Here is a 14,763-nt window from a genome sequence, read left to right as displayed (position 1 = left end):
GATCAACGCAGCGCCGTCGTGAGCACCGGTGCGTCCCAGAGTTCGGCCAGCTCGTCGTTCAGGGCGGTGAGTGTGATGGAGACGCCCTTCATGTCGAGCGAGGTCACGTAGGGGCCGACCAGGGTGCGTTCGAGTCGCAGGCCCTGCCCCTCCAGACAGCGGCGCAGCTCGAGCGCGGCCACCGACAGTTCGAGGCCGTGTGTGGCGCCGAGCCCGTTGACCACGGCCAGCACCGGTGCGCCGCGGCCGAGACCGAGCGATTCCACGAGCGGGGAGGTCAGGCTCTCCACGAGGTCGGCGGCCTCAGCGGCCGGACGTGTCTCGATCCCGCGCTCGCCGTGGATGCCCACACCGAACTCGATCTCGCCCTCCTCCAGCTCGAACGAGCGCAGCCCGGTGAGCGGGTTGACGGGCGCCTGGAAGGACATCCCGAGCGTGGCCGAGCGGGACACGACCTCCCGGCCCAGATCGCGGACGCGTTCGACGGGCGCACCGGCCTCGGCCGCCGCCCCGCACACCTTTTCGGTGACCACGACCGCGGCGGTCCCGCGCCGTCCGGGCCCGCCCTCGTCCTCGCTGCGGGTGGCGAGGTCGTCGTCGACCAGCACGGTCTCGACGGTGTGGGTCTTCGACAGCAGATCGGCAGCGATGTTGAAGTTCAGCACGTCGCCCGTGTAGTTCTTGATGACCAGGACGGTGCCGCGCCCGGTGTCGGCCGCCTCGATCGCGGCGCGCACCTGCAGGGCGTTGGGGCTGGCGAAGACGTCCCCGGGCACGGCGGCGTCGAGCATGCCGCGTCCGACGAACCCGGTGTGCAGCGGCTCGTGCCCCGAGCCCCCGCCCGAGACCAGCGCGACCTTGTCCCGTGCCGGGTCGGCGCGGGTGACGAAGTCCGGATCGCGGTGGAGGCGGACGAGGTCGCCGTCGGAGACCTCCAGCCCTTCCAACGCCTGCCGCACCAAATTCTCCCGCGCGTTCATGACGTGACCGCCCATCCGGCGCCTCCCTCCTGGTTCGTGGCCTCGGTGGCCCGGACATCCGGGTGGCATACCCAGTCCCCCGGCCGGTGTCCCGCCCCGCGCTCCACCGGAGAGATGCGCCTCGGCCGGGAGAGAGCGGTGCCTACGAGGTTCCCGGGCAAGGGCCCCCGCGGCAAGACGCCGTGCACAGCCTGTGGACAACGGCGAACCCCGCCGCCGCACCACCCTGGCCCGCCGCATCGGGGTGGTCGTGGTCATCGACCACGGAGCCGTGGCCTTCGACGGCGGGCTCGACGGGTTGCGTTCACGCGATCCGGGCGCGGACATGGAGACGGCGGTGGCGGGCCTGTACCGGTAGGGCACCGCGCAACCGTGACCTCCGAACCCTCTCACCGCCACGCGCCCGGTTGATACCGATCCGGTGACGAGACGTGCTCGGGACGAACCGGACGGATCGGCCGGTCCCTCCCACCCGATATGGCTTGGGCGATGTGGATCGGTGTCTTCTTCGGTGTCCTGTCCTGTGTCTCCTACGCGGCGGCGGCAGTGGCCCAGCGCAGGCTCGCCGTCCGCCTGACCGGACAGAGCGAGGGCCGTCTGGCTGCGTTGTTGCGGCACCCGCTGTGGTGGATCTCGATCGTCTTCAACGCGGGACGTGCGGTCTTCCAAGTTGCATCGGTCGCCTTCGCCCCGCTGACGGTCGTGCAGCCGCTGGGTGTGCTGACCCTGGTCATCGGGGTCCCGTGGTCGGCGCGGTTGGGCGGACGCCGGGTCACCCGCCGCGAGTGGCGCGGGGCGGGGCTGACCGTGATCGCCCTCGGGCTGCTGCTCGCAGTGACGGTCACCTCGGGTGAGGGCGGGGTGCTCGACCCCGCCGACACCTTGGTGCTGTCCGCAGGCACCGCCGCGCTGCTGTCCACGACAGCGTGGGCATCGCACCGGTTCGCCTCCGCGGCGTGGCGCTGTTACCTTCTGTCGGCCGGGGCCGGGGTGGCGTTCGGGGTCTCGGCCGCCACCGCCAAGACCGCCGTTCTGGTGGTACCGGATCAGGGTTGGGCCGGACTGCTGGACCCGTCGCTCCCGGCCACCGCAGCCATCGCGGTCTCCGGCCTGTTCCTGGCCCAGGGCGCCTACCAGGGCATGGACCTGGGCGCCCCGCTCGGCATCACGACCCTGGTCAACCCGATCGCGGCATCCGTGGTCGGGGTCACCTTCATGGGTGAGGCCTACGCGGGCGGATGGATCGGCATTGCGGTCGCCGTGGTGTGCGGGATCGGCGCCGCGTACGGAACCCGTCTCCTCACAGTCGGCGACACCCCGCAACCCCGCCGCTCCGAGCCCGGAACCGAACCGGAAGCTGCGTCCGTCCCTTGACGGACCAGCGAAAATGAAGTGTTCCTCATGTGCGCTTCATCCTGTGTGCTTCTCGGTCGGAAAGGATTCCGGTCATGAGATCACACGTCGTCCTCGTCGTCGCCGGGGCCCTGGCCGTACTGGCCACCGGGGTCCTGCTGTGGTTCCTGTGGGACGGGGAGGCCCGGGTCTCCCCGCCCGTGGAGGTCGTGGTCGGCGAGTCACCTGAGACCGCACCGGCCCCACCCACGGAGGAGGACTCCGTGGCACCGCCGCCCCCGGTCGTGGACCGCGACGGCGACGGGGTTCGAGACGAGGAGGAGGCGCGCGAGGCCGAGCCGAGCCCGACACCGTCCCCGAGCACACCACCTCAGGCACCGCCACCCGGCACGGGCGGTGACGACGACTGTGCCGACGAGGACGACGACGGGGACGACGACTGCGACGAGGACGACGATGACGACTGACAGATCGCGCGGTACCGAGGCCACCACCGAGCACCTCGGCTCGCACCGGGCCGCCGCGGTCGGCCGGGGTTCGGGGCACACGCTCCTGTACCCGACCGTCGTCATGCGCGAGCCCATGCCGGAGCCTCCGCAGCGCCGCCGGGTCTCGGCGCGTCTGGTGATCACCGTGTGGGTGGCTTCCCTCATGGGGCTCGTGCTGGTGCTCGTCAACCTCGTCACGTGGAGTGCCCTGACCTCGCGCACCGACGAACGGGTCGACCAGGCCCTGTCGCAGGAGATCGGCGAGTTCGAGGAGTTCGCAGCGGTCGGCACCGACCCCGAGACCGGCAACGACTTCACCGACGTCGGCGAGCTCATGCGGGTGCACCTGGAACGCCAGTACCCCGACGAACAGGAGATCCTGTTCGGCTGGGTCGACGAGCCCTCGGCGGTCCCGGGCGGCGGCAGCGCACCTGGCACGGAGACCGACTCGGGGCGGTTCCGACAGGGTTCCGAACCACCGCTGGACCTGTCGGCCGACCCCGATGCGGCTGGACAGATCCTGGACTCCCCCGATGCCCGAGGCAACCTCGACACAGAGGAGGGCCCGGTCGAGTGGGAGAAGATCCGCGTGCATCCGCCGGACGGCCAGGACGGTTCCGCGGGCTGGTTCGTCATCGGTTACTTCACCGCCGAGGACCGGGAGACCGTCACCTCGACCATGGCCACGGTCATGTTGGTCAGCCTGCTCGGCCTGGTGTGCGCGGCAACTGCCGCCTGGTGGGTCGCCGGTCGCATCCTGCACCCGGCCCGTCAAGTACAACAGGCGGCGGCGCAGATCACCGAGGAGGACCTCACCCGGCGCATCGACGTGACCGGGGGACGCGACGACATCGCCGCCCTCGCCGAGCAGTTCAACAGCATGCTCGACCGCCTGGAGGGCGCCTTCACCGAGCAGCGCCGGTTCGTCGACGACGCCGGGCACGAGCTGCGCACCCCCATCACGATCGTGCGCGGACACCTCGAGCTCATGGGCGACGACCCCGAGGAACGCCGCGAGGTCGTGCGGCTCGTCACCGACGAACTCGACCGAATGGGCCGGATCGTCGAGGACCTCCTACTGCTCGCCAAGGCCCAGCAGCCCGACTTCGTCCACCCGGCCACGGTCTCGTTGGCGGAGCTGACCAGCGACATCGACGCCAAGGTCCGCGGCCTGGGCGACCGCGACTGGCGCCTGGAAGCGATCGGCGACGCCACCTGGCACCTGGACCCGCAGCGCATCACCCAGGCGATGGTGCAGCTCGCCGCCAACGCGGTGCGCCACACGCAGCCGGGCGGCACAATCCGTATCGGGTCGACCGTGCACCAGGGCGGCGCGCTGTTCTGGATCACCGACGACGGCCCCGGGATCCCCCACGCCGAGCAGGGCCGCATCTTCCAGCGGTTCTCCCGCGGTGGCGGCACACCCCGGGCCGAACGCGGCGCGGGTCTGGGTCTCGCCATCGTCCGTGCCATCGCCGAGGCCCACCACGGGCGCGTGGACCTGCGTTCGGCGCCCGGGGCCGGTTCGACGTTCACCCTGGTCGTGCCCGACACCAACCCGTCCGGAAGGGAGCACGTGTGAGCCGCATCCTCATCGTGGAGGACGAGGAGCGCATCGCCTCGTTCGTCCGCAAGGGCCTGACCGCCAGCGGGTTCATCACGACCGTGGTGGGCACCGGGGCGGAGGCGGTCGACTACACCGTCACCGGCGGTTTCGACCTGGTGCTGCTCGATCTCGGGCTGCCCGACACTGACGGTTTCGACGTGCTGCGCCGGATCCGGTCGCTGCGCGCGGACGTGCCCGTGGTGATCCTGACCGCCCGCGACGGCGTGCACGACACGGTGACGGGCCTGGAGATCGGCGCGGACGACTACGTCACCAAACCGTTCCGGTTCGAGGAGCTCCTCGCGCGTGTACGCCTGCGTATGCGTACCGAGCGCACCACCGACCTGACCGTGATCGAAGCGGGCGGGCTCTCCCTCGACCTGCGCACCCGCCGGGTATCCGTACAGGAGCGGACGGTGGACCTGACCGCACGCGAGTTCGCGCTGCTGGAACTGCTCATGCGGCACGAGGGCCAGGTGCTCTCGCGCCAGCAGATGCTCTCGCACGTGTGGGGTTACGACCACGACCCGGGTTCGAACGTGGTGGACGTGTTCGTGCGGGCGCTGCGGCGCAAGGTCGGGGCCGATCGCATCCGCACCGTGCGCGGCATGGGCTACCGCCTCACCGGGTGAGGAACGCGGCCGGAATCCCCTCCGACCCCGGCCGATGACGCAGGTGACAAGACCGCCCGGAAAAGATGAAGGTCCTCTCATGTGGAGCTCATGGGCCACTCACCGGGCGTTCGCAGGATGGTGGTCATGATCTGGTTCGCTCTGGCGGTCGACCTGACCGCGATCTTCGTTCTGTCCTACGTCCTGTACTTCCGGCGCCACGGTCGGCGGGACCTCGTACTCGCCTACGTCGCCCTGAACGTGGGCATCTTCTCCGTCGTGGCGATGCTGACCGCGAAGGAGGTCGGCCTCGCCGTCGGGTTCGGCCTGTTCGGCGTGTTGTCGATCCTGCGGCTGCGGTCGGACACGATCAGCCAGGGCGAGATCGGCTACTACTTCACCGCGATCGCCCTCGGCCTCATCAACGCGGTGGCCGCGACCGCACCCTGGACGATGCTGGGCCTGAACGTCCTCATGCTCGGCGTGATGTACGTGGCCGACCACCCCGGCCTGCTTTCGCGGTCACGGCGCCGGGTCGTGACCCTCGACGTGGTGATCGAGGACGGAGAGGCGCTGCGCCAGGAGCTGGAACGCCGGCTGCGCGGCAAGGTCCAACACGTGCTCGTCATGGAGGTCGACTACGTTCGCGACCTGATGGTGGTGGATGCCCGCTACCAGGAACCCCGCTCCACGCCGGCGCCCGCGACCGGCGCCACCCTGCCCCTCTCGCTCCCGGCCTGGATGGGCGGTCGATGAACACCGGACTGCTCGGGGACCTCTCCCCCACCCCGCTCTCCCTCGACGAGATCAACACCCGCGCTTCCCTGGTCACCCGGGTCTGCCGAAAGTACCTGGTCCCCGCCCGGGCCCTGCCCGCGATCCTGGCCGAGAACGGCGAGGAACTCGGGGTGCTCACCATCGGCGGCGCGAGCTCCTTCCGTTACTCCTCCACCTACTTCGACACACCCGACCTGCGCACCTTCCGCGATCACCGGCAGGGGCGGCGCCGCCGCTACAAGGCGCGCGTACGCTCCTACGTCGACACCGACACCCGGTTGTTCGAGCTCAAGCTCAAGGGGGTGCGGGGTCTGACGGACAAGGTCCGGGTCGACCACGAGGGACCGACCCACGTGCTGCCCCGCACCTCCCGGGCCTTCCTCGACAAGACGCTGGGTGAGTACGGGCTGGGAGCCCCGGAGACGGTGGCGCCGACAGCCGTCACCGACTACCGGCGCACCACCCTGGTCACGCTCTCCGGCACCGAGCGATTGACCCTGGACACGGAGCTGGTGGGGCGCAGGGGCGGCCGCGAGGTGCGGATGCGCCCCGGGGTGGTGCTTCTGGAGGTCAAGACCCGCGACGGGCTCACCTCGACCGAACGCCGTCTGCACGCACACGGGTTCCGGGAGATCTCGTTCAGCAAATACGCGGCGACCGTGGCCGCGCTCGAACCTCGGATGCGCGGGAACCGGTGGGCACGGGCCGCCGCCTCCTGCCTGGAACCGGCCGGACCGGCCGAACGGAGCCCCGCCGCGTGTTTCACGTGAAACCCGGTTCACGCCGCAGGCCCGGCACGCAGGAGGACCACCGTCCCGTATCCGATCGGGACGGTGGCCCGGACGCGGAGAACGCCTCCCGCCACGAAGGGCGCCCCGCGACGGCAACGGTCTTCCCGCTGTGCGGCCGCTCACGCGCGAGCGGCTCCGGTCAATCGCCAGGACGCAGGTCCACCCGGCGCAGCAGCTGGGCATTGAGCGCCACGATGATCGTGGACATGCTCATGAGCACCGCACCGACAGCGGGCGCGAGCACGAACCCGATCGGGGCGAGCACACCCGCTGCCAGCGGCACCGCGGCGATGTTGTACCCCGCCGCCCAGACGAGGTTCTGCACCATCTTCCGGTAGCCCGCCCGGGACAGGGTGCGCACAGACAGGACCCCGCGCGGGTCGTCGGAGGCCAGCACCACCCCGGCGGACTCGATGGCCACGTCCGTTCCTGCGCCGATCGCAATACCGATGTCGGCGCGGGCCAGGGCGGGCGCGTCGTTGACCCCGTCGCCGACCATCGCGACCCGGTTCCCACGTTCCTGCAGGTCGCGGACGACGGCGTCCTTCTGGTCGGGCAGAACTTGCGCGAAGACCTCGTCCAGGCCCAGGCGGGCAGCGACGGCGTCGGCGACGTTGCGGGCGTCGCCGGTGACCATGGCCACTCGCACCCCCTGTTCCTGGAGCTGCTGGACGGCGGAGGCCGATTCGGGGCGCACCTCGTCGGCAAGCGCCAGAGCACCCACGACCGCACCGTCGTCGACGACGTGCAGCACGGTGGAGCCCTGCGAGCGCCAGGTGTCGGTGCGTTCGACGAGGTCGGCGGGTTCGGTCACACCCATCGACTCCAGCAGGGACGGGCCGCCGACATGCACGGTGCGCCCGTCGACGGTCGCGCTCACCCCGCGTCCGGTCAGGGACCGGAAACCGCTCGCCCGCGGGACGTCGCCGGCCTCACCCGCGGCGCGGAACACTGCCCGGGCCAGCGGATGCTCGGAATCGGACTCGACCGCCCCTGCCAGGGCGAGTACGGCGTCCTCGGTGTGGCCACCGACGGCGGCGGTGCCGTTGACGGCCGGGGCCCCCTTGGTGAGGGTTCCCGTCTTGTCGAAGAGCACGGTGTCCACGAGGCGCGTGCGTTCGAGCGCCAGACGGTCCTTGACCAGGATCCCGTTGCGCGCGGACATGGTCGTGGAGATCGCTATCACCAGCGGGATCGCGAGCCCGAGGGCGTGGGGGCAGGCGATGACGAGCACGGTGACGGTGCGTTCGACGGCCGACCCGGCCTCCCCGAGTGAGGTCCACACGATCGAGGTGATGACGGCGGCGCCGAGCGCGAACCAGAACAGGAGCGCCGCGGCGCGGTCCGCCAGGGCCTGGGAACGGGAGCGTGAACTCTGGGCCTCGCTCACCAGCCGCTGGATCCCGGCGAGGGTCGTGTCCTCGCCGACGGCGTCGATGCGCACACGCACGGTGGAGTCTGTGGCCACGGTCCCGGCGACGACGCGATCGCCGTCGGTGCGGGTGACGGTGGTGGACTCGCCGGTGATCATGGATTCGTCGAAGGCGGCGCGCCCGCTGACGACGGTGCCGTCGGCGGGGACACGGCCGCCGGAGCGCACCAGGACGGTGTCGCCCAGCTGCAGGTCGGCGACGGCGACCTCGGTGGCCTCACCGTCGTCGCCGAGGCGTTCGGCCCGGTCGGGCAGGAGCGCGGCGAGCGCTTCCAGGGCCCCGGAGGCCTGCCCGAGAGCGCGCATCTCGAGCCAGTGGCCGAGGAGCATGACGACCACCAGCAGGACGAGCTCCCACCAGAAGTCGAGCTGCATTCCGACGACCCCGAAGCTCGCGAGGAGGCTGGAGCCGAACGCGACCGTGATGGCCATCGCGACCAGGGTCATCATCCCGGGCCTGCGGTCCTTGACCTCGGGCCACACTCCGGCGAGGAACGGCCAACCGCCGTAGAGGTAGACCACGGTGCCCAGCACCGGCGGCACCCACTCGAGGGAGCCGGGCACCTCGTAGCCCAGCCACCCGGCGATCATGTGGCTGGTGAGGACCACCGGCAGGGCGAGCACGAGGCTCCACCAGAACCGCACGCGGAAAATCGCGGCGTGGTCCCCGTGCCCTCCGTGCCCGTGGCCCCCGTGCCCCGAGTGGTCGGCACCCCCGTGTTCTCCGTGGTCGTGGGCCTGGTGTGTCCCGTGTTCGCCTGCGCTCATGGGTGTCTCCCTCCGGCGTCAATGTACCCATAGGGGGTATCCGGCGAGCGGACGTCGACCTGGTCCGGCGCGCCGCCACCTGAAGCAATATACCCCCATGGGGTATTCCATCCACAAGCCCCGAACACAGAGAAGTGCCCGCCCGGCCCTGGGGCCGGACGGGCACCACTGCTACGTCACGTGTCAGTTCTCGATGAGCTCGTTCTCCGGTCTGCGCCCGTACCAGGGCCACCACTCCACGGTCCGCCCGTGCGGGATCATCCGGTCCAGCCGGATGGTCAACCGCAGCGCCAGACCGCCGGCGACCATCCCGGTGGCCAGGTCGGAGAACCAGTGGAACTGCAGGTAGATCGAGACCATCGACTGGATCAGGGCGATGACCACGATCGCGTACGCCAGACACCGGATCACGTGCGGCCGAGCCGCTCCGAACCGGATGATGAGGAACAGAACCAACCCGTAGATGAGGATGGCGTTCGCACCGTGCCCCGACGGGAACGCCACGTTGCCGGGCCCGGAGAAGAACTCCGCCACCCCGTACTTGGCGTGGCCCCGGTTGATGGCCAGCTTCATCATCGACACGAGCGACATCATGCCCACGACGCCGACCGCGCCGAGAACGATCGGTCGCCAACTGCGGTGCCAGTACGCCAGCTGGAGCGCCACCACCCCCAGGACCGGCAGCGCGCTGTAACGCGACGCCAGGTTGTCCAGGGAGTAGATGAGCGGCTCGCGCACGTGGTCCCACAGTGGCCGCTCGAAGCTGTTCAGGAAGTGGTCGACCGGGTGGAGCGGCCCGGCGGCCAGCATGGTCATGACGATGAGCCCCACGGCCAGGACGATCGCGATGCGGTCCGAGGCCATGCCCCACGCGATCTCGCTGACGCTGGGCCACTTGACCGTGCGCACGATCGGGGGCCCGGGTGCGAACTCATTGGTCCGCACGACCGGGATGGGTCCGCTGTAGGGCCCCGGGGCGGGGCGGCGTCTGGCCCCGTCACGTGGTCGGCTGGTTTGTGGGGACCGCGAATGTCGGGTCCGCGAAGAATGCGTCATGTACTCGGTGCTGTCTCACACGTCGTGGGCTGGCCTGTGGCGCAAGCGTGTGGGGGACGGGCTGGCCGCGGCTTTCGATCCTGGTCTGACGTCCTCGGGGTGGCCGACTGCGCTGGAATGCGGGCCGAACACCCGTTCCCTCTTCTTCGACGGCCGGACCCGGCGACAGGTTCACGTCGTTCGTGACTCCCCGTCGCCCTGCCCCTCCGAGGCCTTCTCTGGTGCCGAGTCGCGCCCGCGTGCGCACCTGGCACACCTGTCGTGCCGTACGCGCAGCTCAAGGCGTTCTCGCCTGTTGCATCGCCGTAGCGTTGATCACATTTCGCACGGCATTGTGTGGATATTGCCGACAGTCGAGACTACCCGGACCCTCCGCTCCGGGGCGGCGTCGTGCGCCACACCCCGCCCGCCACCCTCCGCGGGCGGACCGGGAAGCACCGCACCACGGCACCATGTTGACCACCACGATACCTTTCCGTGATGCTTTCGTGAGCGCAGTACACCCGGACGTCTCTTCACCACACCGCCGTGTGGCAGTCTTCAGAGAGCTTGTACGACACTCACCCAACCGGCCCCCGCGTCGACCGCGGGCGGACCGAGCGACGGAAGGGACCTGGATGGTCGACCTCCCACAGTTGCCGGAGGACCCCTCGAAACTGGCCCGAGAGCCGTTGCGGGAGCAGATCCGGCAGGTTCTGGTCGAGGGGTTGCTGTCCGGCCGGTGGAAACCGGGTGAGCGCATCGTCGAACGCCGTGTGGCCACGGAGCTCAAGGTCAGCCAGGCACCGGTCCGTGAGGCCCTCCGGGAGCTGGAGACCCTGCGCCTCATCGAGACCGTGCCGAACAAGGGCGCACGTGTACGCGCCTTCGGTGTGCAGGACATGGCGGAGATCTACCCCGTCCGCGCCGGTCTAGAGCTGGTCGCGGCACAGTTGGCCGCCGGCACCCTCGCCACCGACCCCGCCCCGCTCGAGCGCGAGGTCGAAGCACTGCAGTGCGCGACGGCGCGCGGTGACGTCGCCGAGCAGATCCGGCACAGCGTGGAGTTCCACCGCGAGGTCGTGCGCGCCGCCGACAACAGCGTGCTCATGCACACCTGGGAGTCGTTGGGCGTGGAGGTGTGGACCGCTCTGTCCGTGCGCTGGCTCGACATGGAGCTGCACGCCAAGGCGGTCGATCACGCCCAGATCGCCGAGGCCTTCCGGAACCGCGACCCGGAGGTCGGACAGATGCTCAGCGACCACGTCCTCAACTACGTCGAGGCGGCCATGCGCTCCACGGAGAAGGCGCAGTGACCTGAGACACCCACCCGCTGACCTGCCCGGTCACCTGAAAATCGGGCATCTGTCGTAAACTCGTATTGATCGATCATCGATCAGTCATTAGAGTGTGCGCGACACACGTCACACTGAATAGGGCACCGGAGACCGGGAAGCAATGCGGTCACGGGTCCGGTCGAGACAAGAGCACACCGGCCCGCGCTCGCCGCGTCGGGGAAGACACCGGCCACGGTTCCCACGGCGCGTGCCCGCACCAGCCACATCGTGCCGCCTCCATCTGAGCCAGGCGGCGGCACACGCCACGGCCACGTACGACCGCGGGCCACGGCGAACCTGGCCCCCCCGGCCCACAGGACGGGGCACCAGGTCTTCTCGTACGAAGAAAGGCACACCATGGCTGACACGGCCAAGCCGAAGGGCGGCTCCGCCAAGGCCTCCGGGTCCCGGCGGCGCAACAGCCGCAAGGACACCTCCGGCATCGCCAACGAGAACCCAGACGCCCTCCTCGACCTCTACCGGCGGATGCTGTTCATCCGGCGGTTCGAGGAGCGCACCTCCCAGGCCTACACACAGGCCAGGATCGGTGGTTACTGCCACCTCAACCTCGGCGAGGAAGCCACCGTCGTCGGCCTGATGTCGGCCCTGCGAGAGACCGACTACCTCTACACCAACTACCGCGACCACGGTTACGCCATCGAGAAGGGCATGGACCCCAAGCGGGTCATGGCCGAGCTCTACGGCCGCAAGGACGGTGTCGCCAAGGGGTGGGGCGGCTCCATGCACATGTACGACACCGAGACCCGGATGCTCGGCGGATACGGCATCGTCGGCGGGCAGCTGCCCCTGGCCGCCGGTGCGGCGCTCGCCGTCTCCTACCGGGAGACCGACGACGTCGTTATGTGCCAGATGGGCGACGGCACCACCAACATCGGCGCCTGGCACGAGACGCTCAACATCGCCAAGCTCTGGAACCTGCCGATCGTGTTCGTTGTGGTCAACAACTTCACCGGCATGGGCACCACCGTCGACATGTCCTCCGCCGAGCCCGATCTGTACAAGCGCGGCTCCGCGTTCCGCATCGAGGGCGAGCGCGTCGACGGCCGCGACGTCCTGGCCGTGCGCGACGCCGCCACCCGGCTGGTCGAGCGTGCCCGCGAGGAGCAGACGCCGTTCCTGCTGGAGGCCTGGAGCTACCGCATGAAGGGCCACTCCGTCGTGGACCCGGCCAAGTACCGCACGCAGGAGCAGAAGGACGAGGCCCGGGCCAAGGAGAACGACCCGGTCGCGATCTTCGGCGATCAGCTCACCAAGGCCGACGTGCTCAGTGAGGAGGGCCGCGAGGAGATCGCCGCCTCCGTCAAGGAGCGTGTCGCCGAGGCCGCCGACTTCGCGGAGAACAGCCCCCACCCGGACGTCTCCACGCTCTTCGACTACACGTACGCCACCCCGGTGCCCAACGAGTCGCGGCGCATGCCGGCCGACCCGGTGTTCGCGGACTAGGAGAGAGAACAACACATGTCTGTGATCACTTATCGCCAGGCTCTACGGGACACGCTCCGCGCCGAGATGGTCCGTGACGACAACGTCTACGTCATCGGCGAGGAGATCGGTCTCTTCGAGGGCTCCTACAAGATCACCGAGGGCCTGCTCAACGAGTTCGGCCCCAAGCGGGTGCGCGACACCCCCATCGCCGAGGAGGGCTTCGTCGGCGCGGCCGTCGGTTCGGCCATGCTCGGTCTGCGCCCGGTCGTCGAGCTGATGACGATCAACTTCTCGCTCATCGCGATCGACCAGATCATCAACCACGCCGCCAAGATCTACGGCATGTTCGGCGGCCAGACCAGCGTGCCGATGGTCATCCGCACCCCGGGCGGCGGCGGACAGCAGCTCGGTGCGACCCACTCGCAGAACATCGAGCTGTTCTACTCCTTCATCCCCGGCCTCAAGGTGATGGCGCCCAGCACACCTGCCGAGGCCTCCTCGATGCTGCGCGCGGCCATCCGTGACGACGACCCGGTGCTGTTCCTGGAGAACCTGGGCCTGTACAACTCCAAGGGCGAGGTCCCCGACGACTACGCCGAGGCCGAGAACGACGACGTCGCCACCATCGGCCGCGCCGGGGTCGCACGCGAGGGCTCCGACATCACCCTCATCGGTTACTCCCGCATGGCGACTGTGGCCAACCAGGTCGCCGAGAAGCTGCAGGAAGAGGAGGACATCAGCGTCGAGGTCGTCGACCTGCGCAGCCTCCGCCCCCTCGACCGCCAGACCTTCGTGGACTCGGTGAAGAAGACCGGTTCCGCGGTGATCTGCGAGGACGACTGGCTGACCTACGGCATCGGTGCCGAGATCGCCGCGTCGATCCAGGAGGGCGCCTTCGACTACCTGGACGCCCCGGTGCGCCGGGTCGCCATGGCCGAGGTGCCCATGCCGTACGCCAAGCCGCTGGAGACCGCCGCGCTGCCGGGCGTGGAGTCGATCAGCACCGCCATCAAGGAGACCCTGAGCGCCGTCGGCAAACGGGTCGGGTAGAGGGAGTACCAATGAGCGAGATCCACATGCCGCGCCTCTCCGACACCATGGAGGAAGGCGTCATCAGCAGCTGGGTCAAGAAGGTCGGCGACAAGGTCGAATCCGGTGACGTGCTGCTCGAGATCGAGACCGACAAGGCCGTCATGGAGTACGAGGCCTTCGACGACGGCTACCTGATCAAGCAGAACGTCTCCGAGGGCGACACCGTCCCGATCGGTGAGGTCATCGGCATCCTGGGCGACTCCCCGGACGCTGTGCCCGAGGAGTCCGGCGGCGGCGCCGCGCCCTCCGAGGAGGCCGAGGAGACCGAGGAGACCGGCTCGTCCGAGGAGAAGGCCGAGGAGGCCGAGGCCGAGGAGCCGGCCGAGGGCAAGGCGGAGACCGAGGCGGCCCCGGCCCCGAGCGGGTCCGGCCCGGCCGAGCGCCCGCGCACCTCGCCGCTGGCCCGGCGCCTGGCCAAGGAGTACGGCCTGGACATCAACTCGATCCAGGGTTCCGGGCCCAAGGGCCGTATCGTGCGCGCCGACATCGAGGCGGCCGCCAAGGAGGGTCAGCCCGCCCAGGAGCAGGCCCCGGCCGCCGCGCAGGAGAGCAAGCCGGCGCCCGCCGCCCCGGCCGCGAGCCAGTCGTTCGACGACGGCCGCGACTCGGAGGAGCTCAAGGTCAGCAACGTGCGCAAGGTCATCGCGCGCCGCCTGACCGAGAGCAAGCAGACCGTGCCGCACTTCTACCTGCGCCGCACGATCGACGCGGAGGCGCTCAAGGCGTTCCGTTCGCAGATCAACGGCCAGCTGGCCGACACCGGCGTGAAGGTCAGCTTCAACGACCTCATCGTCAAGGCCTGCGCGACGGCACTGAAGCTGCACCCGGCCGTCAACGCCTCCTGGGTCGACGACAAGCTGCTGCAGCACAACCGCATCAACGTGGGTGTCGCCGTGGCCGTGGACGCCGGCCTGGTCGTTCCGGTCCTGCACGACACCGACAAGGCGACGCTGTCGGACATCGCCACGAACACGCGTGAGCTGGCCGGCAAGGCCCGTGACGGCAAGCTCAAGCCGCAGGAGATGAGCGGCGGCACGTTCAGCGTGT

Annotated in this window: 14 protein-coding genes; 11 read left to right on the top strand and 3 right to left on the bottom strand. The window is 69.8% G+C overall.

Annotated features, from left to right (window positions below; genetic code table 11):
* Positions 1 to 2: 2 nt before the first annotated feature.
* Entirely contained in the window at positions 3 to 995 is a 993-nt protein-coding gene (locus D474_RS0114405; RefSeq protein ID WP_017614258.1) for a dihydroxyacetone kinase subunit DhaK, read from the bottom strand.
* A gap of 178 nt (positions 996 to 1,173) precedes the next feature.
* Here D474_RS0114405 and D474_RS32285 point away from each other — a divergent pair, with 178 nt between their 5' ends.
* From D474_RS32285 to D474_RS0114370, 7 genes are all read left to right on the top strand, one after another.
* Complete coding sequence (locus D474_RS32285) at positions 1,174 to 1,338, top strand: hypothetical protein (protein WP_017614257.1); 165 nt, start codon at positions 1,174 to 1,176, stop codon at positions 1,336 to 1,338.
* 131 nt (positions 1,339 to 1,469) lie between these two features.
* Positions 1,470 to 2,354 (top strand): DMT family transporter, encoded by an 885-nt coding sequence (locus tag D474_RS0114395; protein ID WP_239647081.1) that lies wholly within the window; start codon positions 1,470 to 1,472, stop codon positions 2,352 to 2,354.
* A 74-nt stretch (positions 2,355 to 2,428) separates the two neighbouring features.
* A complete protein-coding gene (locus D474_RS0114390) occupies positions 2,429 to 2,800 on the top strand; it encodes a hypothetical protein (RefSeq protein WP_017614255.1) in 372 nt (123 codons plus the stop codon).
* Entirely contained in the window at positions 2,790 to 4,403 is a 1,614-nt protein-coding gene (locus D474_RS0114385; protein WP_017614254.1) for a sensor histidine kinase, read from the top strand. Before D474_RS0114390 ends, D474_RS0114385 begins: the two co-directional genes overlap by 11 nt.
* Positions 4,400 to 5,059, top strand: a complete 660-nt coding sequence (locus D474_RS0114380; protein WP_017614253.1) for a response regulator transcription factor — start codon at positions 4,400 to 4,402, stop codon at positions 5,057 to 5,059. Before D474_RS0114385 ends, D474_RS0114380 begins: the two co-directional genes overlap by 4 nt.
* Positions 5,060 to 5,185: 126 nt before the next feature.
* On the top strand, positions 5,186 to 5,794 hold the full coding sequence (locus D474_RS0114375; protein WP_051050978.1) for a DUF4956 domain-containing protein: 609 nt from the start codon (positions 5,186 to 5,188) through the stop codon (positions 5,792 to 5,794).
* The gene (locus D474_RS0114370) at positions 5,791 to 6,585 is read left to right on the top strand and encodes a VTC domain-containing protein (RefSeq protein ID WP_017614251.1); all 795 of its coding nucleotides are present in this window, start codon (positions 5,791 to 5,793) and stop codon (positions 6,583 to 6,585) included. The genes D474_RS0114375 and D474_RS0114370 overlap by 4 nt, the downstream gene beginning before the upstream one ends.
* A gap of 160 nt (positions 6,586 to 6,745) precedes the next feature.
* On the opposite strand, the gene D474_RS0114365 is transcribed toward D474_RS0114370, so the two are convergent.
* Positions 6,746 to 8,806 carry a copper-translocating P-type ATPase gene (locus D474_RS0114365; RefSeq protein WP_017614250.1) on the bottom strand — a complete coding sequence of 687 codons (2,061 nt, stop codon included), beginning with the start codon at positions 8,804 to 8,806 and terminating at the stop codon, positions 6,746 to 6,748.
* Positions 8,807 to 8,989: 183 nt separating this feature from the next.
* Positions 8,990 to 9,751: a phosphatase PAP2 family protein gene (locus D474_RS0114360; RefSeq protein ID WP_017614249.1), complete on the bottom strand. Its 762-nt coding sequence runs from the start codon at positions 9,749 to 9,751 to the stop codon at positions 8,990 to 8,992.
* Positions 9,752 to 10,479: 728 nt separating this feature from the next.
* On the opposite strand from D474_RS0114360, the gene D474_RS0114355 reads away from it, so the two are divergent.
* From D474_RS0114355 to D474_RS0114340, 4 genes are all read left to right on the top strand, one after another.
* Positions 10,480 to 11,157, top strand: coding sequence for a GntR family transcriptional regulator (locus D474_RS0114355; protein WP_017614248.1), 678 nt, complete (start codon positions 10,480 to 10,482; stop codon positions 11,155 to 11,157).
* A gap of 378 nt (positions 11,158 to 11,535) precedes the next feature.
* Positions 11,536 to 12,642: a pyruvate dehydrogenase (acetyl-transferring) E1 component subunit alpha gene (gene pdhA / locus D474_RS0114350; protein ID WP_017614247.1), complete on the top strand. Its 1,107-nt coding sequence runs from the start codon at positions 11,536 to 11,538 to the stop codon at positions 12,640 to 12,642.
* Positions 12,643 to 12,657: 15 nt separating this feature from the next.
* A complete protein-coding gene (locus tag D474_RS0114345; RefSeq protein WP_017614246.1) occupies positions 12,658 to 13,674 on the top strand; it encodes an alpha-ketoacid dehydrogenase subunit beta in 1,017 nt (338 codons plus the stop codon).
* Positions 13,675 to 13,685: 11 nt separating this feature from the next.
* On the top strand, positions 13,686 to 14,763 hold a 1,078-nt coding region (locus tag D474_RS0114340; RefSeq protein ID WP_017614245.1), incomplete at its 3' end, for a dihydrolipoamide acetyltransferase family protein.

This window comes from Nocardiopsis salina YIM 90010, assembly GCF_000341025.1.
GTDB classification, from domain to species: domain Bacteria; phylum Actinomycetota; class Actinomycetes; order Streptosporangiales; family Streptosporangiaceae; genus Nocardiopsis; species Nocardiopsis salina.
Note: the sequence above shows the minus strand (reverse complement) of the source record. Positions and strands in the feature narration are given on the sequence as shown.

What these genes read in the sequence shown, in the direction of transcription:
- D474_RS0114405 (WP_017614258.1), bottom strand. Translation starts at nt 995, where the DNA reads ATGGGCGGTCACGTCATGAACGCGCGGGAGAATTTGGTGCGGCAGGCG.
- D474_RS0114395 (WP_239647081.1), top strand. Translation starts at nt 1,470, where the DNA reads ATGTGGATCGGTGTCTTCTTCGGTGTCCTGTCCTGTGTCTCCTACGCG.
- D474_RS0114390 (WP_017614255.1), top strand. Translation starts at nt 2,429, where the DNA reads ATGAGATCACACGTCGTCCTCGTCGTCGCCGGGGCCCTGGCCGTACTG.
- D474_RS0114385 (WP_017614254.1), top strand. Translation starts at nt 2,790, where the DNA reads ATGACGACTGACAGATCGCGCGGTACCGAGGCCACCACCGAGCACCTC.
- D474_RS0114375 (WP_051050978.1), top strand. Translation starts at nt 5,186, where the DNA reads ATGATCTGGTTCGCTCTGGCGGTCGACCTGACCGCGATCTTCGTTCTG.
- D474_RS0114370 (WP_017614251.1), top strand. Translation starts at nt 5,791, where the DNA reads ATGAACACCGGACTGCTCGGGGACCTCTCCCCCACCCCGCTCTCCCTC.
- D474_RS0114365 (WP_017614250.1), bottom strand. Translation starts at nt 8,806, where the DNA reads ATGAGCGCAGGCGAACACGGGACACACCAGGCCCACGACCACGGAGAA.
- D474_RS0114355 (WP_017614248.1), top strand. Translation starts at nt 10,480, where the DNA reads ATGGTCGACCTCCCACAGTTGCCGGAGGACCCCTCGAAACTGGCCCGA.
- pdhA (WP_017614247.1), top strand. Translation starts at nt 11,536, where the DNA reads ATGGCTGACACGGCCAAGCCGAAGGGCGGCTCCGCCAAGGCCTCCGGG.
- D474_RS0114345 (WP_017614246.1), top strand. Translation starts at nt 12,658, where the DNA reads ATGTCTGTGATCACTTATCGCCAGGCTCTACGGGACACGCTCCGCGCC.